Source organism: Fluviicola taffensis DSM 16823 (assembly GCF_943372375.1).
Lineage (GTDB): Bacteria > Bacteroidota > Bacteroidia > Flavobacteriales_D > Crocinitomicaceae > Fluviicola > Fluviicola taffensis_A.
In genome coordinates, this window is record NZ_CALRYJ010000007.1 from 100,159 (window position 1) to 121,414 (window position 21,256).

Here is a 21,256-nt window from a genome sequence, read left to right on the forward strand (position 1 = left end):
AATCAGATATTTTAGTTTGGGATGTAAACTAAACGGGTTGACGTAAAAATTCCTGTGGATTTTCCCGTGTCAGCAAATCATGGAAATCAGCGAGTTCTTCTTTTGCAAGTTTGTATAGATCACTTTCGCATTTTTCCTGTTCAGTCATAAAGAAATCTGTTCCGAACAATACGCGTTTTGCCAAAGGCTGCCCTTGATTATCTGAGGTATTCAGGAACCGAACAATTGCTGCTCGGATATCTTTGTCATCCAAATCACTCAATGTATATGAGATATCTGTATACAGATTCGGATAATGCACCATCATTTCCAGGATCCTATCGCACCACAATTGGCTGTCAAAGCGACGAATTTGTTTCAAATCCGGATCTTTATCACTTTTGTCAATTAGTTCATTGGAACCACCCATATGGGCTAGACAGATTTTCAGCCGGGGAAATTTTTCCAAAAGCGGAATGTAGTTTTCCGGATGAGTGAATAGGTCACAAGCTTTATCGTTGTCTCCCTGTTTATTGTCAATGACCCACTTTTGGTCATAGTAGATTTGAATCCGGGTGTAAATATTGTCCCGTGCAGTTAAAACTTCTTGTGATGGATTTTCGGGTAAGATCATGGATGGTTTCAAAGGAATCAATTCTGTGATTTTACTTCCGATATATTGTGATCCGACGCGTGTTACATGGGTCACTATAGGTAATTGATTTGCTTCGGAATAAGCATATAGCTCATCCAATCGCGGATCAAAGGCAAAAAATCCTAAAGCCGGGTACAATTTGATGCCTGAAAAATACGGAAAAACCATTCCATCCTTTTGAAGTCCCATTTCAAAATACGATTTGGACCAATTCACCAAATCCATTCCTGATTTATGGCGCGGATCAATTCCTAAGAACGGGAAGAAATTTTTTGGGTAATATCTTTTGATGTCTTTAACTGCTTCCAATTGGGTTTCAAATGAGATTTGACGGCTGGAGAATCGATTGTCCATAAAATCCATGTTCATCGTTAATCCGACAATTCGAACCTGAGAATCGTACTGCTTCCCCACTTCAAATTCCAATTCAAAGACATCGAGTTGTTTGCGTTGAGTGGCAACATTCAGGAAGGCAATGTATTTATCAAAGCTGTTTCGCTTATTACTGTCTTTTTTGGAGGCAATTTTTGAGAATCCGACAATCAGTTTCCGTGCCCATTTACTATCCAAAATTACTTTAATCGCTTTTGGCATGCGGCGCACCACTTTAAATGGCAGAATACGCAAGAAGTTATCAGGAACACATTCACTGTTAAAAACATGTGCATGAATATTTGAAAACGGGTACTGTTTCATCATGTGTTATTTTAAGGTTTTGCCTGTTTATTTTTTATTTTCTTCAGGAACCTTGCCTGATCTTCTGATATTGACGAATTTGACAAGTATTTCGAACCAGAATGGCGCACCAAAGCTTAATGAAACTCCGGAAATAATGATTCCGATAAGATACCTCCAAAAATTCCCGCCTCCGGAAGTACTGTTCCGGTTTTTCAAGTAAGCTACCAATCCGGATTTGCTGCCGGCTTGAGGTTTAGAAAGACTGTCTGTAGCTGTTTTGGTTTTATTACATTTTAACCAGGATAGGGGAGCGGTTGCAGAAGACCAGCCGATAGGAATATTGAGTTCTGAAACCAGATTGATTGCACTGTCCAATTGATACAGGTTTCTTTTAGCTTCCAGGTTCGAGCTGTCAATTGATTTTATCAGATTGCTAATTTTAACGCGTTTAATTGAATCATCCGAATTATTGGCGGTGTCTTTAGAGGATCTGACTATTTCAACAGATTTCAGGATTAAACTCAAATTGTTTCGTGCCAGGGAATCTTTTTTCAGGTTATCTGCTGTTTGTTCCGCACTTGCGACCAATCTATTTCTCAGATTGTCGTCCAGACTCAAGACCTTTATTAGGTGTAAACTATCTACATTGAGCGAAATGGCAACAACGAATCCTACAAAGAGAAATTTTTTGCGCTGTTTGGTTTTATACCAACCCGAAACACGATCCATGTAATCATTGAACCATTGTTCTATATGTGTTTTTAATTTGGAGTAATCAAGTTCGGATTTGTCATTTAGGGACTTATCTAAAAACGATTGCATTAAATCGGAAAACTGGCTGGTGTTCATGTTGTTGATTCCCAGTTGAAAGCGTTTAAGTATATCAGCAGGAATTTCAGTGCTGTCTATTTGATATTGTTTTGCTCCCTCCGGACCGATTACAACTTGAACTTTTCGTTCATGAATAGCCTGCTGAGCAATAACATCAATCAAAACCTCAGCAAACATGCGGGAAGAAATGTATTGAGGATTTTTATCTTTCGCACTTTTTAATCCGGCAATGGTGACATGATTATAGAACAGATAGCCGTAATCTTTATTTAGGGGATCTTTCAATAATTTATAAATAGCGTCCTTTAGGAAAATTCCGCGTTCTTTTGAATAAGAATTCCACCATTCTGTCAAAATGGATACGAGAATACTCAAAACGGCATAAATAAATGCCAGCGAAATTAAAATGAGGAGAATGTTGTTATTGGCAAAATCCATAGCAGTGAATAATTGAAGGTTAGAACCAAGTGAGTGGTTTGAAAATTAAATTCCATAAATAAGTTGAACCAAAAATATAAAATAATCGATAACGTGAGTTCGATTTTTAAATTATTTTTTTGTAAATTTTTAATTCTATATGATTGATAATCAAAACAATTGAAAATAAATAGTTAGTTGAAACAGAAAACGTGTTATTCGAAGTATCAATTTTAAAATCGAGCTAAAATGAAACATGCTAAAATGTCATTTTCATTTAAAATAACAGCTTGTTTTTGTATCTTTACAATCCTTTTAATTTTAGAAATCAAAGAAGTGTATGAACAATTTTGAAATAACAACTCCAACGACGGTCGTTTTTGGTAAAGATCAATTACCACGTATTTCTCAGTTGCTCAAAACACAGGCGGTTGATGGAAAAGTGATTGTTTTAACGGGTGGAGGATCCATTGAAAAATCGGGCTTTTTAGACAAGTTGAAAGCTGAATTGAGCGATTTGGAATTGCACTTTTTTAAAGGAATTGAAGCAAATCCAGAATTCACCACCTTAATGAAAGCGGTGGAATATATCCGTGAGCATCAGATTGGTTATATGCTGGCTGTTGGTGGCGGATCTGTAATTGATGGTGCGAAATTTATTTCCGGAGCGGTAAATTATGCCGGTGATCCATGGGAAGTATTAACTCAAGTTCCAGGATCTGTTTTTACATCTGCCGTTCCTTTCGGATGCATTCTGACTATCCCGGCAACAGGATCCGAATCGAATTCAGGGGCGGTGATCAGTCGTTCCGAATTGAAAGAGAAACGAACGATGGGCGGACCATTGTTCTTCCCGAAGTTTGCATTATTGGACCCGACTTTCGTTGCGACCTTGCCAAAACGCCAGATTGCCAACGGAGTAATTGATGCATATACACATACGATGGAGCAATACCTGACTTTTAAAGGAGAGAATCTCTTGCAGGAACGGTATGCGGAAGGAATTCTTTCCACTTTGATTGAAATCGGGGAAAAGGTTTTGGAAAACCCGGCTGATTATGATTTGGCTGCAAACCTGATGTGGTGCGCCAATCAGGCATTGAATGGTGTTTTGCGCTGTGGGGTCACCACGGATTGGGCTACGCACATGATCGGTCACGAACTGACTGCTTTACATGGAATCGACCACGCACAATCATTAGCGATCATTGCTCCGAGGTTGTATGAGGTGAAATTTGAAAGCAAAAAAGCAAAACTGACACAATACGGAAAACGCGTTTGGAACCTGGAAGGTTCGGATGATCAGATTGCCAGAAAAGCAATTGCAAAAACGGAAGCGTTTTTTCATAAGTTGAGTGTGAAGACACGTATTTCGGAATATACGAACGATTATCATGACACGGCTAAAATGGTGCATGACCGATTTGTTCAGCGAGGCTGGTTAGGACTTGGGGAGAATAAGGATTTAACCCCGAAGGAAGCAGAATACATTGTTAATCAAGCTATTTGATGGGACTTTCAGACAGATACACCATTCGTAGGGAAGCAACTCCTGCTTTGTTGGATTTATTGACTCAAACAACTTTGGGTACAAATGGTGCGCGTTATAAGCATCTGGACACACCAACACGCATACATGATGCGGATAATCCCCTGTTTATCTCTTTGGAAAGGGATGGAAAAGTGCAAGGAAATCTGACCTTATGTGATCGCGGGAAACAATGGTATGTGCGTTATTTTGCATTTGCCAATCAGAAACAGGCATCCAAGAATGTGAATCGTGTTCCTAAAAGCAATTCCCGCCTGAAAATGGAAATGGCGAGTTTTTTTGATGAAATTTTCGATGGAAAACTAGGCGAAGCACCAGATGCTTTTTACGCCTATATCGACCCGGCAAATGACCGCAGTAAATGGATGTCTGAACAATTCGGTTTCCACACAGAAGCACAATTGATCTCGCAGTCATTCAGTCGTACCAAACCACGCAGCGTTGCACATGTCAAACAAATTGAATCGGAAGATGAGATCAATGAATGTTTGGCTAAAGTATCGCATTCACACGCTTATTTCGTGGAACATCATGCAAAGAAAGGTCCGTTCTACGGGTATTTTAACCATGCAGGTGAAATAACAGGATTTGTTAAAGTGACCAAAGCCAATTGGGTGATTGAACGTTTACCAGGTCTTTTAGGTGGAATTTTCACCAAGTTGATCACTATCACCCCGGGAATACGTCGTATCGTAAAACCCAAAAGTCACAGTTTTCTGGTTCCGGAATCACTTTGGATCAAGGACAATGATCCGGGCGTACTATCAGCTTTACTGGAAGGAATCTTAGCTGCGGAAAAAGTGAATATGATGCTGTGGTTTGTTGACAGACGGGAGTCACTTTGGAGAGAAAGTCGCCAATACGTTGATTGGGGATTGTTTCATAAAATGACACCGCAACCTATTGTGGATGTGGTTGTTTTACGAAAGAACCCCTTGAAGATGGATGAATTGCGATCGAAGCCAATTTTTGTGGCTGGTTGGGATATGGTGTAGGCAAGAAAACTGCAATTTACATTCATTTTTGTTTCACCACAAATGCCAAATATTTGAGGCACTTACCAGTCACCTCCTTACTTTATGTATGGATTTATTATTTAATCCTTATGCTCAAAAGCGAGTGCGGTGCGCCTATGCTGAAGCTTCAGCGTAAGCATTAGCCGAGCCAATAATTTGTGCATTTGCGGTAAATGACATTTGTTTTGGTTTATACTTTCTACGCTATTATTTCCGAAAAATAGTTAAATTCAAATCCGGACAAAATAAAGCCCTCGTTTGTTTGTTAACCAAAGAACGAAGACGTAACTTTGAATATTGAACTCTGATTTTATGCATCCATATAAAGCAGGACCCTTGTTGGAACAAATCGTTATCCCTCAGGATTTAAGGGATAAAATGAGTGTGGAACAATTGCCACAAGTTGCCGATGAATTGCGCCAATACATCATAGACGTTATTTCTGAAATTGGAAATTCTCACTTTGGCGCAAGTTTGGGGGTTGTGGAATTGACGGTTGCTTTGCATTATGTGTTCAATACACCGGATGACCAGTTGGTTTGGGATGTCGGTCATCAGGCTTACGGACATAAGATCCTGACCGGTCGCAGAGAAGTTTTTCATACAAATAGAACAAAAGGAGGAATCTCCGGATTTCCAAAACGTTCCGAGAGCGAATACGATACCTTTGGTGTCGGTCACTCGTCCACCTCTATTTCTGCTGCTTTGGGAATGGCTGTTGCAAGTCGTTACAAAGGAGAAAAAAATCGGCAGCACATTGCCGTAATCGGGGATGGGGCGATGACAGCAGGAATGGCATTCGAAGGAATGAATCATGCAGGATTTGAAAAGGATGCCAATCTATTGGTTATTCTGAATGACAATTGCATGTCCATCGACCCGAATGTGGGAGCATTGAAAGAATACCTGACAGATATCACCACTTCACATACTTACAATAAGGTAAAAGATGAGGTGTGGAAATTGCTTGGAAAAGTGAGCAAATTCGGACCCGATGCACAATCTGTCGTTTCAAAGATCTCAACAGCTTTAAAAGGATCCATCCTGAAACAAAGTAATTTATTTGAATCACTCAAATTCCGTTATTTTGGACCGGTAGATGGGCACGACGTTATCAGTTTGGCGAAAGTATTGGAAGATTTGAAAGATATTCCGGGACCTAAAATTTTGCATTGTATCACTAGAAAAGGTGCCGGATATAAGTTTTCCGAAGAAGGAAATCCGACCAAATGGCATGCACCCGGTGTTTTCAATAAGGAAACAGGAGAAATTGTGAAGATTGTTCCAAAATCACCACAACCTCCGAAATACCAGGATGTATTCGGACATACGATTGTGGAATTGGCCGAGCAAAATGAGAATGTAATGGGAGTAACTCCTGCAATGCCAACGGGTTGTTCATTGACTTTCATGATGGAAGCAATGCCGGATCGCGCATTTGATGTGGGAATTGCGGAGCAACATGCCGTCACTTTTTCAGCAGGTTTAGCCACGCAGGGATTGATTCCGTTTTGTAATATTTACTCTTCATTCATGCAGCGTGCTTATGATCAAGTATTGCATGATGTGGCTTTGCAAAACCTTCCCGTTGTTTTCTGTTTGGATCGCGGTGGATTGGTTGGAGCTGACGGAGCAACACATCATGGAGCTTATGACATTGCCTATATGCGCAGCATTCCGAATATGATCGTTTCTGCACCGATGAATGAAGCAGAGTTGCGTAATTTGATGTTTACGGCTCAGGCAGAAAACCATGGACCGTTCTCTATTCGTTATCCACGTGGAAATGGGGTGATGACGGAATGGAAAACTCCGATGAAAGCCATTCCGATCGGACAGGGTCGAAAAGTGACCAATGGCGAAGATATTGCATTAGTTACAATTGGTCATGTAGGGAATTTTGCCCAGGATGCGATTCAATCATTGAAGGAAACCGGAGCTTCTGTTGCGCATTACGACATGCGTTTCGTAAAACCATTGGATGAAACCTTATTGCATGAAGTATTCTCCAAATTTGATAAAGTGATCACCATTGAAGATGGTTGTGTCATGGGTGGATTTGGTTCGGCAATCATTGAGTTTATGGTCGATCACAACTATCACTCAAAAGTGGTTCGCTTAGGGATTCCGGATAAATACGTTCATCATGGAACTCCTGAAGAACTGCATGCGGATTGTGGTTTTGATGCGAATGCAATTGCCCTGAAAGTGAAAGAAATCCTCCAGATATCTTCTTCTGAAGAGCAAACTCCTAAGAGTGAGGTGGGTTAGAAACCAGCTATAGCTTTTTAGCAATTTATTTCTCTTTCAATTCGCTGATAAGCCCTAATTTTGGGGTAATATGTCAAATTTTGTCCTGATAGCTGTCTGTTTTCTTGCCGGTTTTTTACTTCGTAAAACAAGCATCCTTGCAAAAGGAAGTCATCAGGGAATCAATGTTTGGATTATTTATGTAGCTCTACCGGCTGCTACCCTCAAGTACCTTCCGAATATCACCTGGTCGAGCGATCTGTTGATTCCACTTCTAACACCTTTGATTTGCTGGTTTGGAGCCTGGTTACTTACTGAATTGCTTTCCAAACGCTTTCATTTCGACCGTAAAACAAAAGCGGCTTTTTGGATTGTAACCGGGTTGGGAAACACTTCCTTCATAGGTTTTCCGTTAATTTCAGCTTATTATGGCGAAAAATACCTGTCGATAGCTGCAGTAACGGATCAAATGTCTTTTTTCGTGTTAGCAGTATTTGCATCTATTGTTGCCATGCGGGCTTCAGGAACAGCAAAAGCGGATTTCAGGACAATCAGTTTGAAACTACTTAAATTTCCGCCTTTCTTAGTTATTATTGTTGCATTGATCTTACCTCATTTTGTTTCTTTTGAACCCATTAATCCATTGGTGACCACTTTGGCGGCAACACTTTCTCCCTTGGCTATTTTCTCAGTTGGATTGCAGTTTGAATTGGGTAAAATGCGCGACGTACTGAAACCCATTTTGGCCGCTTCAATCTATAAACTGATTCTTTCACCGTTGATTATTCTTGGATTGGCTTTCGCTTTTCAAACCGGTGAAATGAATACAAAAATTTCTGTTTTTGAGGCTTCAATGGGAACGATGATCAGCGCCGGAATTCTGAATGATCAATTCGGATTGAATCCACGATTGAGTAACTTGATTGTGTTTATGACGATTCTGCTTTCGTTTATTACGAGTGGAGTTTGGTATTTGGTTCTGGAAACAATTGTTTAATAAAACGGACATTAGCTTCTTTTTGCAGATTCATGATATACTTGTCTAAGTAATAAGCTATTAAATCTGCGTTTTCAGCGAAATCTGCGTGAACTGAAGAAGCCCAAATCGTCACCAAAATCAATCCTTTCCTCTTTCAAATTTCTTCCTATTTTTGCATTCATAGAAAAACAACATGAAACGAACAAAAATTGCTGATTTATTAAGTCAACCGAAAGTCGGGGAAAAGTATCTTGTGAAAGGTTGGGTGCGTGCATTTCGCAGCAACCGATTTATTCAATTGAATGACGGTTCTACCATCAATAATTTACAAGCGGTAGTTGACTTTGAGAATTTTGACGAGGCAATTTTAAAGAAAATCACAACGGCTGCGTCTGTTGGATTGACGGGTGTTGTAATTGAGTCGCAAGGAAGTGGACAAGCTGTTGAATTGCAGGTTACTGAAATTGAGATCATCGGTGAAGCTCATCCGGACGATGTTCAGAAAACCATTTTACAGCCGAAAAAACACAGTTTGGAAGTTTTGCGTGAGCAAGCACATTTGCGTTTCAGAACAAACTTGTTCGGAGCGGTTTTCAGAGTGCGCCATGCGGTAAGTTATGCCATTCACCAATTCTTTAACGACCAGGGATTCTATTACATCCACACGCCGATCATCACAGGTTCGGATGCGGAAGGAGCAGGAGAAATGTTCCGTGTAACAAACCTGGATGCAAAGAATCCGCCGTTGAATGAAGACGGGTCGGTAAATTATACAGAAGACTTTTTTGGTAAACAGGTGAATTTAACCGTTTCCGGTCAGTTGGAAGGCGAATTGGCAGCTTTGGCTTTGGGTCAGATCTATACATTCGGACCAACTTTCCGTGCAGAGAATTCAAATACGTCTCGTCACTTGGCTGAGTTTTGGATGATTGAGCCGGAAGTAGCTTTCAATGATATTCACGACAACATGGATTTGGCAGAAAACATGCTGAAATACATTTGTGATTACGTGATGAAGCATTGTGCGGATGATTTGAAATTCCTGAATGAGCGTGAAGCGCAGGAGCAACAATCCAAACCGCAAAACGAACGCAATGAATTGGGATTGATCGAGCGACTTCAGTTTGTTACCACGAATGATTTCAAACGAATCACGTATACGGAAGCGATTGATGTTTTGATGAACTCGAACCATTACAAAAAGAAAAAATTTAAATACGATGTGAATTGGGGAACTGATTTGCAATCGGAGCATGAACGTTATTTGGTAGAAAAAGAGTTCAAACGCCCGGTGATCATTACGGATTATCCTGCATCATTCAAAGCATTCTACATGCGTGCAAACGACGGATGTGAACCAGGTAAGGAAACTGTTGCCGCAATGGATATTTTATTCCCGGGAATCGGTGAAATGGTTGGCGGATCCCAACGCGAAGAACGTTTAGATGTGTTGAAGAAAAAATGTGCCGATTTCGGAATTCACGAAGAAGATTTGTGGTGGTATTTGGATACACGTCGCTTCGGATCGGTTCCACATGCAGGCTTCGGATTAGGTTTTGAACGCATGGTGATGTTCGTTACGGGTATGACAAATATCCGCGATGTAATTCCATTCCCAAGAACGCCACAAAATGCGGAATTTTAAGCAGGAAATATATTAGTGAAAAAGGCTCAGAATTTCTGAGCCTTTTTAGTTTATTATAGTTTTGTCCATTTGTAATTCGAACCTCCTATTCGCACAAAATAGATTCCACTCTGCAAATGCGATACATCAATCTGATGATGAGCGGAAATTTCATCCTGATAAATGAGAGTTCCGTCCAACCCGATTAATTCGACCGATGATTCTTTATTGGTTTCGACAAACAAGAGGTTTTCCGCCGGATTCGGATATATTTTCACAAAGGAGTTTTCAGGATTTTTTAAACCCAAACCGGTTGTATCAATGATCACTTTCATTCTACCTTCATTATTTAACTCATTGGTTTCATTATATGCCCAAACCCCGTCAACTCGGTGAAAAAGGTAATAGGTAGCCTGTTGAATCGGATTTGGCAAGCTTACGAACCGGGAAAATGTGGCTGTATCTCCAACCGGTAAAGGTCCGTCTGTAAATTGATTCGCATAAGAATCTCCGGTATCAAAAATGGAATCTGTCGACCAGAAGAATGTTGTAACGGCGGACGGAAGATTCGAATTCCCCAAATTTGCAATGGAGTATTGTGTATTGAACGAAGATGGAATCATAGGAATGTAGATCTCAGGCTCATTGTATGCTTCCAGGTCAAAGGTTCTTCCGTTAATTTTAAAGTTGTCCATTCTAAAGCCGGTTAGCATACCTCCATTATTATAATTTGCGCGTTGTGCAAAGCGAAATTTCACATTTTGCTGCCCTTCTAGAAAACTCATTTCTGCGGAAGCATGTGTCCAATTAGGAATGAGTCCCCAACCTGGCTGTTGGTCCAGATTTGGAATATTGGGAGAATTGTACCAATTCAGAGCCTGAGTAAGTTGGTTAGCAGTAAGTACACTCCAAGTGTTTCCACCATCAATCGAATAAGATAAGTTCGATCCGTTTTCGCTTGGAGAATTGGCTTGAGTTCCAAAACTTCGGAAGTCGAATTCAATCTTCAACTGATCGACATGACTGAAATTATAAGAAGGAGATTCTAAGTAATAAATGGAATACAGATTTTGCCATCCGCTTCCCCAAACGTTCATATAATCCATAAACCATTCGCCGGATGCAGCATCAGTGACATAATCACCGGTTACAAGCTGTGTTCTGAATGTTCCATCTGAATAACCCGTTGAATCGTTGTACTGATTCCACCCATCAATATAAGTTTCCTCAAATTGATAATGGAGCGGATAGTGATAATTCACGTTTGAGTCCATTGCGAGATCAAATACATGGAAATTATTTGTCTCATTAGATTCTGTGTTGGCATTCAATGGGTCAATCTGACAAATCACATAATTATAACTGGAATAACTGGCAGGCATCTGTTTTCTAATACCGACAATCTTCTTTTCGAAAGGCTTAATTGCGTTAAGGCTCTTGGTGGCTACCAAATTATCTGCCGCATTTAGTATGGTGTCAACACTCAGGTAAACTTTTAATTGGGATGGGTTACTGATGTAATTTTCATTATTCTTTACATGGAAATAGAAACCTAAGTATTTATCGGTTCCGGATGCCATTATTTTTTTCTGTGTGGGGATCATTAAATCAATTTTCTTCTCCGTAATCTTAAAGTTATCAAGCAGTAATCCTTCAAGTTCCAGAGAATCTGTATTGACCAATACATTCGTGGCGAACATGAACTGAATAAATTGATCTCCAAGAGGTTTTAAATCCATCGCATAATGAGTGTGATCGTCATATAAACGCGACTGGTATTCATCATTATCAGCAATGAATGCCATTTCATGATTCGTAAACCCGATATAACCGGGAGCAGATTGAATGATTGAATAAGTTAGATTATTCCCATCCACTCCAACTAATGGGTCATAAGTAGTCTGGCGCATCATTTCTTTATAGGATTCATTCAGAGGTAATAACGCTTTCCAATTCATTCCGCCATCAACTGAATAGAGAATTGTTGCTAGGGATTGGTTGGATGTACTATTGTGCATATCAGCTAAAAGATCAAACTCCAGAACGGGATTAGCCAATTCTGCCAAGTTGTAAACAGGCGAAAATAAATGCGATCTGGAGAAACTGCTTAATTTGTTTCCGTTCGAGTTGGTGATAAAAGCCTTATTTCCGGAAAAACAGGTGTCCAAAGTGTTTCCATTTCCATTAGCAGCTCCCCAATTCCAATCATTTTCAAACAAAGATGAGGTACTGCTCCAACCGGAGATGTTATTTTCAAAATCGTTCTCATAGGGTAAACTTCTAAGCGAATCCATTGCAAATTCAAAATAACCTTCGTTATTCCATTCGCGCATCTCATCTGCTACCTGGTTTGCATCCGTTTTAAAAAAAATGTAATAATTACCCGGTACTGTTGTCGGTTTCGTAAAGGTGAATGTTCTTGAAACAAATGTCGTATCTCCGACTTGTGGTTCGAAATTGGATCCCAAATCGGTATCGCCCGAATCCAAAATAGAATCATTAGACCAGTAAAAATGTGTTTCTGTCGGTGGCAGGTCAGCCAACCCAGAGTTGAATAGGTGATAATGCAAAGTGTCAATGGTCAATGAATTAGGCATAAAACGATGCAGTAGTTCCTTTTCAATTGAAGCATCACATTTTGTAGGGCCTATATAAATATCATCAATTGCCGAACGGTCTATCATGGCTGTGTTATACCAAGATTGGGCATTCAATCCCTGTATCCGGATTTTAGTACTGGCTTGTGTAGAATAAGCAGCCAGATCCGTACAATGACATTCCCAACCATCAAGACGTGGCAATGGAGTAGTAGAGATACTACTTCCGAAAATAGGATAACTCACTGTTGGGCCTTGAATTCCGGGCATGACAACTGCAAGGTTGTAATGATAAGATTTATACCAAAAACAGATCGAATTGGAAGGGCTTCCTGTGAGATCCACATATGGACTTTCTATGGTCAATGCATTTATTGCCAGATTCGGATTCAAATCCTGAAACCAGCAACTATCTCCTGAATGTGCATTTTCGCTATAACTTCCATTCGGATCGCCTAAGTGCCATGGTTCGGGTGAGCCGACTGATTGAATTTTCCAAAAACTGCCTCCTTCGAAATCATCATCCAAAACCTGGAAAATGGGATCAACCTCCACCCGGGTAAAATTAGCATTGTTCAATTCATTGTATTCCTGAACGACGTTGGAAGTATCGAGCACATAAAACACGTAATAAGTTCCGGGATTTAATCCTTGTGGTAAAGGCAAAATCTTTGTCAATAAAATCGTATTCGTAGTGAGCACAAATTGTCCTTCATGTCCAAGTGAAATATCTCCGGCATCTAAAATGGTGTCATTCGACCAATAATAAGCAGTCTGGAAGTTGATGCCCTGATTGTATTCACCAGTATAAATGCGGTTGTATTTTACCGTGAATTCTGTAAAATTCGGACTTAGACCCAATATGGGTAGATCCGGAGTAGCAGTTAGATCGATTTGCTGGTCACGGATAACAAAATCATCGATCATCCATCCGCGAAGGCTTGCCATATTGTTTTGTGCCAGAAAACGGAATGTTACGGAAGGAGATCCTTGTAAAAATGCCAGTGAGATGACCGAATATTGAAAAGCGGAACTAGAAGAATAAAAACCGGCTGCAGCTGTTTGCCAATTATAGGATGGTGATCCGGCATTGATCAATAAATTCCATGTCGTCCCTCCGTCTAAAGAATATTCCAGTTTGCGCATGATATTCCCTCCTTGCATAGCATGGTAAAAACTAAGAATTTTAGGGTGTGTTACATCCGACAAATCAAATTCAGGAGTTTGAATATAGCAGGTAGTATTGGGCGCCATATCACCTGTTAGGTTCGTTACCCAAGCGTTTATCGGAGAATGCGCACTTGAAAAAGCACCGAAATTCGGTTGTCCAATCTGCCACTGATTTGCTCCCGAAACAGCAACTGCACTCCACGAAGTCATTTCTGAGGCGGTTTCAAATTGATTCGAATAAGGAAACGTCGAAATCTGACTAAATAGATTGCTGAATGAAAAGATTGCTGAACAAAGGAGAAGAACGATTTTCATGGCAGTTTAAAATCAAATGTATTCGACAAAAGTAAACTATTTTACTAGATGTTTTGGTGGATTTCAATGCAAAGCTTCCTCTTTCTTGCAGAAGAGTTAATGAGTTGAATTCGATAAATAATCCGTTAACTTTCCTGTGTTTTAAAAATTAAATCCGCCTATTTAGCTTATATTTGGATAAATATTTAGGGCAACTATGGCATTACGACAGCAGCTCACCCAGAAACTGGAACAAAGACTTTCTCCTCAGCAAATTCAATTGATGAAGTTGTTGCAGGTTCCGACTATGGAATTGGATCAACGCATCAAACAAGAGTTGGAGGAAAATCCTGCGTTGGATGAAGGAGCTGAAGAAGTCGATGAATATGATAACGATCCGGAAGACGATTACAAGGATGATGAAAACGAATTTGATACCGATTTCGATATCAGTGATTACTTCGACGACGATACTCCGGATTACAAAACACAGGTAAACAATAAGAGTAAGGATGATGAAGAGCGAGGAGTTCCACTTTCTGTAGACTCATCTTTTCAGGATAAATTGACGGAACAATTGCACTTATTGGATTTGGATGATACCCAATTTCAAATTGCAGATACCATTATTGGGAATTTGGATGAATCAGGGTATTTGAATCGCGAATTGGATGCGATTGTGGATGATTTAGCATTCTCTTCGAATCTAATGGTCACCGAATCCGAGATAGAGCATGTGCTTAAAATTGTTCAGGAATTAGATCCGGCTGGAATTGGTGCGCGTGATTTGAGAGAATGTTTGTTGCTACAGATTGAGCGGATTCAGGAAGGAAACATCACGTTGTTTACTGCGCGAAAAATCTTGGAAGATCATTTCGAAGAGTTTACGAAAAAGCACTACGACAAGATTCAGAAGAAATTGGAAATTGAGGATGAAGATCTGAAAGAAGCAATTGATGCGATCATTCGATTGAATCCCAAACCAGGAGGTTCGTTGAAAGACAATTCAAAAAGTATCCAACAAGTCATTCCGGATTTTATGATTGCGGAATTTGATGGGAAATTAGAGTTGTCAATCAATGGCAGAAATACTCCGGACTTGAAAGTTTCGAAGGAATATGAACAATTACTCAGAAGTTACGGAGAAGGTGCAAAAACATCCAAATCAGATAAAGATGCACTCTTGTTCGTGAAAACGAAGTTGGAAGGTGCAAAATGGTTCATTGATGCAATTCGTCAACGTCAGCAGACCTTGTTTACGACCATGCATGCGATCATGATGTATCAGTATCAATTCTTCTTAACAGGAGATGAAACGAATATGAAACCAATGATTTTGAAAGACATTGCAGAAATCGTAGGTCTTGATATTTCTACTGTTTCCCGCGTTGCAAATTCAAAATATGTTCAAACGGCTTTTGGGGTGTATTCATTGAAATACTTTTTCTCCGAGTCCCTTTCAACCGATTCAGGTGAAGAGGTTTCTACAAGAGAAGTAAAGAAGATCTTAACAGATGCCATTGAAGCAGAAAACAAAAAGAAACCCTTAACGGATGAACATTTGGCAAAGCTGCTCAACGATAAGGGATACAATATTGCCAGAAGAACCATTGCAAAATACAGGGAGCAATTGAATGTACCGGTTGCACGCTTACGAAAAGAATTGTAATGAAGATTTTCTCCAAGGTTCTTTCATGGATTTTCTTACCACTTCTTACTCCGGTTTATGCGGTGGCTATAGCCATGTATGTTGAAAGTTGGGAAGCTGATTTTTACCAAGGTGAAAGTCTGTTTTCACTGGATCCGAGGGCGAAGGAATTTTTCATGTATCTCTTCACTTCCTTTTCATTTCTTGCTCCGGCATTAACTGTTCTCTTTCTTCAAACCAGGGGTTCTGTGAGTTCCGTTATGATGGAAAAAAGAACAGAACGCATTGTTCCATCAATCATGGTCGTGCTATTCGGAATTTCGTTATTGACGATTCTCCTTTTTAAGGTTCCGGAGTTTCTTCCCGGAGCGCGATTCATATTCGGATTATCCCTGGGATCATTGATTTCAGTCATTGTTTGTACCATTCTTACCTTTCGTTGGAAAGTTTCCCTTCACGCCACAGGAATGGGTATTTTGACCGGATTCCTATACATGTACTATAGCAAAATGCTCATTTTCCCATTGTGGATCCTGATTCTTGCATTCATCGCCAGTGGAATAGTCATGTCTGCCAGAATGTATCTGAAACTCCATACCTTAACTCAACTGGTAGTGGGTTTTGCAATCGGATTTACAGGTCTTGTCTTGGGAATCAAATTCTTCTTTGCTTATTATTAGGATTTAAAGAATCTTTGCTATTGTTGTTAAGTTCGATGACAAAAAATAGTCTTTTTTGTTAAATTTGTTTCACTTGATGACAACCTCTCCAACATTTTGTTGTCTAGCATGTACAGAACTTAAAACAAACCGTGTTGAAAAAACTAGTTATCCTAACGGGATTCCTTATTTCCGCAACTTTCTCTTTCTCCCAAGAGATTGATCCAAGGATCCTCAAGAACAAAGGCAAAGAAGCCGAAAAGATGTATGAATACAACAAGAATTCATACAATTATCTCTTATTCGAATTGGATCATTCTTATGAGATTGTCTCCAAAAACGGACTTTCAAAGGAACAACGGATTTCGATAAAGAAAGACATTCATTTTACGGATGCAGCGTTGGTTAATATTGGAACTTCCAATTTTAACTTTTATGATTTCGGTATTAAATTATCCAAATCGGAAAGACAATACGTCCAGCTTGATAAAGAACGCGTATTGGTTTTTTACGCCATTCCTGAAATCACCAAGGCTTTTATCGCAAGCCCTTCCAATACTAAATAGACCTGATCCTTATGAAGAATTTTCTTTTTGTGCTACTAGCATTAGTAGCTAATAACGCATTCTCCCAGCAGACAACCATTCCGATTTCGGCGGCAAGCAATAACCAGACGTTTAATACGTGTAATGGATTTGTTATCGATTCAGGAGGACAAGGTGGTCCTGGATATGGAAATAATGAAACAGTTGTTGTAACGATTTGCCCGGATACTCCCGGAGATATTATTTCCATCGTGTTTAATTTGTTCCAGTTGAGTAATACGGATGACAATCCTGCACCCAACATCACCAATGTAGATTACATGGATGTATATGATGGAAACTCTACTGCGGCACCAACTTTGGGAACTTATTCAGGTACTCAATTGCAAGGTGTCATCATAATGGCAACAGCATTGAATCCGACAGGTTGTATCACTCTAAGATTCAGATCAAATACCGTGGGGACAGGAATGTTCACAGCAAGTGCTACTTGTACGACACCTTGTGCGACACCAACTGCTGCAGGTATAATTGTCGGTGGTGAAACAGTGGATAGTACCCGTGTTTGCGTTGGAGATTTGGTTGATTTTTCAGGGATTGCTTCATTTGCAGCACCTGGATTTACGATAACAAATTACGAATGGGATTTTATGGACGGAGGTACGGCAACCGGAGCAACGGTTTCTCATGCCTTTGATACTCCCGGACAATATCTGGTGCAGTTATTCCTTACAGATAATAATGGCTGTGGAAACACCAATTTGATTGACCTTCAGGTTTTCGTGGCTACAATTCCAACATTTATTGGATTCCCCGGAGATACTACCCTTTGTTTAGGTGAAAATGCAACATTGACAGCAGATCCTGATTTTTATGAAGTACTGTGGAATGGATTCCCGGGTTCTCAAACCATTGATGACGGGTGTTTACCTGATACCTTACTTGGAGTATCACAAGATATCGAAATCATGCAAACAGGATTTGCAGCCGGGTCGACAATTACTCAGTTGAGCGATATTCAAAGTTTGTGTCTGGACTTAGAGCATTCATTCATGGGAGATTTAGTACTCATTGTCGAATGTCCGAATGGTCAAAATCAGATTTTACACCAACAAGGTGGAGGTGGTACCCAAATCGGAGAACCGAATCCTGCAGATGATGTGGATTGCAGTGACCCAGCAACTCAAGGTATTCCATATACTTATTGTTTCACGCCAACAGCAACAGAAACCTGGGTAGAATGGGCCAATAATAATGGTTTTGGAGGAACAATTCCAGCGGGAAATTATGAACCAATTCAACCATTTACGAATTTGATAGGTTGTCCTTTGAATGGAATCTGGACACTTACAGTTATTGATAACTGGGCTGCTGATGACGGTACTTTATTTTCTTTTGATATCAATTTAGATCCTTCATTATACCCGCCTGTAACGGTTTTCGAGCCACAAATTGGATTGGGAAGTGATTCATCTTATTGGGTGATGCCCGCAACCTTTGCAACGGTTTCTGCTGACGGTGATGTGTTGTCAGTTAATCCGACAGCTGCAGGAACGTTTACTTATACGTATGTGGTTATGGACAACTACGGTTGTCAGAATGATTCCAGTGTAACGGTTACGGTAAATGCAAATCCGCAAGCAGATGCAGGACCGGATGCCACCATTTGTAACGGAACACCGATTCAATTGGACGGAAATATCATCGGAGGAAATAATAGTTGTGATTACACCTTCAATTTGGAGGATTCCTGGGGTGATGGATGGAATGGGAATAGTTTGATTGTGGTTGTCAATGGCGTAACTTCAACATTCACAATTCCGGGAGGTCTGACTTCAACATTCACCTTATCTATTCCAAATGGCGCTGCGTTTACTGTTCAGTTTGATGGTGCAGGATCATTTATCAATGAGTGTTCATATGAAGTGTTGGATGCTGCAGGGGCAGTGGTATTGTCTGATGGAACCAATGGAAATGCTTCAACAACAGTGCACAATTTGACCGGAAATTGCCTGGGTAACTTGACTTATGCATGGACTCCTGCCGGGTCGGTTTCAAATCCGGCTATTTTAGATCCGATAGCTACTGTAAACGGAAACACCACATTGACTTTGTCCGTTTATCCGACTGGACATCCTTTGTGTGTAACTACAGACCAGGTGAACGTAAATATTTCAGCTTCTGCAAATCCGGGAACAAATAATACCTTGACAACTTGTGCGCAAGGAACACCGACGGATTTATTCCCGCTTTTGGGACCAGGAGCTTCTCCAAACGGAACTTGGCAAAATCCTGCCGGAGCTGCAGTTACCATGCCTTATGATCCGATTACAATGAACCCGGGGATTTATACCTATACTGTGGATTCGAATGGATGTGTTTCTTCTGCAACGATTACAGTTACTGAAATCAATCCTACGGTTACAGCGGTTCCAACTGCTTCCAACTGTCATGGAATGCCAAATGGATCAGCAGTTTTAACAAGTACCAATGCTTCCGAATACTCTTTGAACGGAGGACCGAATACACCAATTCTGTCACCAGATGTAGTGAACGGACTTGCGGCCGGAAATTACCAAGCTATTGTTTACAATGTTGGAGGATGTACGGATACGGTAGATTTCGTAATCAATGAACCACCCGCTTTATCCATTGCATCGATTACTCCGGATTTGGTAACTTGTTCAGGTGATGCTGCAACATTGACCACTGCGGGAACAGGAGGTTCAACAGCTTATACTTTTACATGGATCACCAATACCGGAATTCAAGGTGTCGGTTCCACGATAACAGTTAATACCGTTTCAACAACGCAATATTGTGTGGTATTGACAGAAGCGTGCGGGTCAATGCCTGATAGTGCTTGTATGATTGTAACAGTTCCTCAACCACTCGATTTGGTGCTTACACCGGATGATGCGGATGGCTGTTATCCTCATCATGTGATTTTTTCCAATAATACTCCAGGTCCCGGAGCACCTTTGCTTAGTACCATTGATTTTGGTGATGGAACACCAACTATCACAACAAATGCATTGGATACGTGTTCACATACCTACGAGCATCCGGGAGTTTATACCGTAAGCATGGTGTCTGTTTCGGATACAGGATGTACCTATTCGAACACATTTACAAATATGATTACGGTATTTGACAAACCGCTTGCTGATTTCAATATTTCCCCTAATCCGACAACGATTTTTGAAACCCAGGTTATGCTGAACAATAATAGTTCGACAGATGTGGTGGGGTATAGTTGGTCAATACCCGGTGCTACTCCAAATCAATCGTTCTTTGAGGATGTAAGTGTTGATTTTCCGGAAGGAGTTGTTGGAAATTACAATGTCACCTTGATCGTTACCAATGCGAACGGATGTATTGATTCCGTGACTAAGATTGCACAGGTAGTGAGTGATGTGATTTTATATGCACCGAACACATTTACTCCGGATGGGGATGAGTTTAACCAAACCTGGTTCTTACACATTGATGGAATTGATATTTTCCAATTTAACCTGAAAGTATTTAACCGTTGGGGAGAAGTGGTTTGGGAAAGTAACGATCCGAAAGGTTCATGGGACGGAACTTACCAAGGGAAAATCGTTCCTTATGGTGGATATACCTGGACTTTGGAAACAAGAGAGCTTACAAGCGATAAAAAGTATACCTTTAATGGACATATCAATGTAATTCGCTAAATGAAAGTTGAGATTTTTACAGGTAATCCCATTCAGCAAAACGGTTCGATTGTTTATAACGGACAAGGTGACGCGGTAATCATCGATCCGAGTTGTTATGAGCGATATGAGCAGCAGGAATGGATTGATTTCATTCAGGAAAACAACCTGAAGGTTCACGCCGTGTTGAATACGCATTGTCACATTGATCACATTACCGGGAATGCCTTTTTTGTAAATCATTTTGGGATTCCTTTGATGGCGCACAAAGAAGAGTTGTTTACATTGAGTTTTGCGGATCGTTCGGCACAGATGTACGGATTATCTGCTTATGTTCCATCTCCTGAACCAACAGATTATTTAACGGATAATCAGGTTTTGAAGTTCGGTGATCTGGAATTGAAAGTAATTTTCGGACCCGGACATGCAGTTGGACATGTCGCTTTTTACAGTGAAGCGGATCAGTTGCTTATCGGTGGCGATATCCTGTTCAAAGGAAGTTTTGGCAGGGTTGATTTACCGGGAGGATCGATGGAAGTATTGAAGAAGACGATTCTGGAGCGCATATTCACTTTGCCGGACAATACGGTTGTTTATCCGGGACATGGACCAACGACTACTGTTGGAGAGGAAAAGCGAACGAATTATATATTGCAGTTTTAGAAAATATATAATTAATTGAAACAAG

At 40.3% G+C, this 21,256-nt stretch carries 13 protein-coding genes; 10 read left to right on the forward strand and 3 right to left on the reverse strand.

Annotation, left to right across the window (positions count from 1 at the left end):
- Positions 1–28 precede the first annotated feature (28 nt).
- Together AAG807_RS11500 and AAG807_RS11505 are read right to left on the reverse strand one after the other, a co-directional pair.
- Positions 29–1,333 (reverse strand): amidohydrolase family protein, encoded by a 1,305-nt coding sequence (locus AAG807_RS11500; protein ID WP_341903847.1) that lies wholly within the window; start codon positions 1,331–1,333, stop codon positions 29–31.
- Positions 1,334–1,357: 24 nt separating this feature from the next.
- Positions 1,358–2,581, reverse strand: a complete 1,224-nt coding sequence (locus AAG807_RS11505; protein ID WP_341903850.1) for a hypothetical protein — start codon at positions 2,579–2,581, stop codon at positions 1,358–1,360.
- 319 nt (positions 2,582–2,900) lie between these two features.
- Between AAG807_RS11505 and AAG807_RS11510 the strand changes: the two genes are divergently transcribed.
- From AAG807_RS11510 to asnS, 5 genes are all read left to right on the forward strand, one after another.
- Positions 2,901–4,070: an iron-containing alcohol dehydrogenase gene (locus AAG807_RS11510; RefSeq protein ID WP_341903853.1), complete on the forward strand. Its 1,170-nt coding sequence runs from the start codon at positions 2,901–2,903 to the stop codon at positions 4,068–4,070.
- The gene (locus AAG807_RS11515) at positions 4,070–5,104 is read left to right on the forward strand and encodes a hypothetical protein (RefSeq protein ID WP_341903856.1); all 1,035 of its coding nucleotides are present in this window, start codon (positions 4,070–4,072) and stop codon (positions 5,102–5,104) included. Before AAG807_RS11510 ends, AAG807_RS11515 begins: the two co-directional genes overlap by 1 nt.
- A 333-nt stretch (positions 5,105–5,437) precedes the next feature.
- A complete protein-coding gene (dxs, locus tag AAG807_RS11520; RefSeq protein ID WP_341903858.1) occupies positions 5,438–7,396 on the forward strand; it encodes a 1-deoxy-D-xylulose-5-phosphate synthase in 1,959 nt (652 codons plus the stop codon).
- Between the two features lie 70 nt (positions 7,397–7,466).
- A complete protein-coding gene (locus AAG807_RS11525) occupies positions 7,467–8,372 on the forward strand; it encodes an AEC family transporter (protein WP_341903861.1) in 906 nt (301 codons plus the stop codon).
- Between the two features lie 175 nt (positions 8,373–8,547).
- Positions 8,548–9,999, forward strand: a complete 1,452-nt coding sequence (gene asnS / locus AAG807_RS11530; protein WP_341903863.1) for an asparagine--tRNA ligase — start codon at positions 8,548–8,550, stop codon at positions 9,997–9,999.
- Positions 10,000–10,052: 53 nt separating this feature from the next.
- On the opposite strand, the gene AAG807_RS11535 is transcribed toward asnS, so the two are convergent.
- Positions 10,053–14,060, reverse strand: coding sequence for a T9SS type A sorting domain-containing protein (locus AAG807_RS11535; RefSeq protein ID WP_341903865.1), 4,008 nt, complete (start codon positions 14,058–14,060; stop codon positions 10,053–10,055).
- Between the two features lie 196 nt (positions 14,061–14,256).
- Here AAG807_RS11535 and rpoN point away from each other — a divergent pair, with 196 nt between their 5' ends.
- The 5 genes from rpoN to AAG807_RS11560 all read left to right on the forward strand — a co-directional run bounded on the left by rpoN (position 14,257) and on the right by AAG807_RS11560 (position 21,231).
- Complete coding sequence (gene rpoN / locus AAG807_RS11540; protein ID WP_341903867.1) at positions 14,257–15,708, forward strand: RNA polymerase factor sigma-54; 1,452 nt, start codon at positions 14,257–14,259, stop codon at positions 15,706–15,708.
- On the forward strand, positions 15,708–16,367 hold the full coding sequence (locus tag AAG807_RS11545) for a hypothetical protein (RefSeq protein WP_341903869.1): 660 nt from the start codon (positions 15,708–15,710) through the stop codon (positions 16,365–16,367). Before rpoN ends, AAG807_RS11545 begins: the two co-directional genes overlap by 1 nt.
- 134 nt (positions 16,368–16,501) lie before the next feature.
- Positions 16,502–16,912: a hypothetical protein gene (locus AAG807_RS11550; protein WP_341903871.1), complete on the forward strand. Its 411-nt coding sequence runs from the start codon at positions 16,502–16,504 to the stop codon at positions 16,910–16,912.
- Positions 16,913–16,923: 11 nt separating this feature from the next.
- The gene (locus tag AAG807_RS11555; RefSeq protein WP_341903874.1) at positions 16,924–20,589 is read left to right on the forward strand and encodes a PKD domain-containing protein; all 3,666 of its coding nucleotides are present in this window, start codon (positions 16,924–16,926) and stop codon (positions 20,587–20,589) included.
- Positions 20,590–21,231: an MBL fold metallo-hydrolase gene (locus AAG807_RS11560; protein ID WP_341903877.1), complete on the forward strand. Its 642-nt coding sequence runs from the start codon at positions 20,590–20,592 to the stop codon at positions 21,229–21,231.
- Positions 21,232–21,256 lie beyond the last annotated feature (25 nt).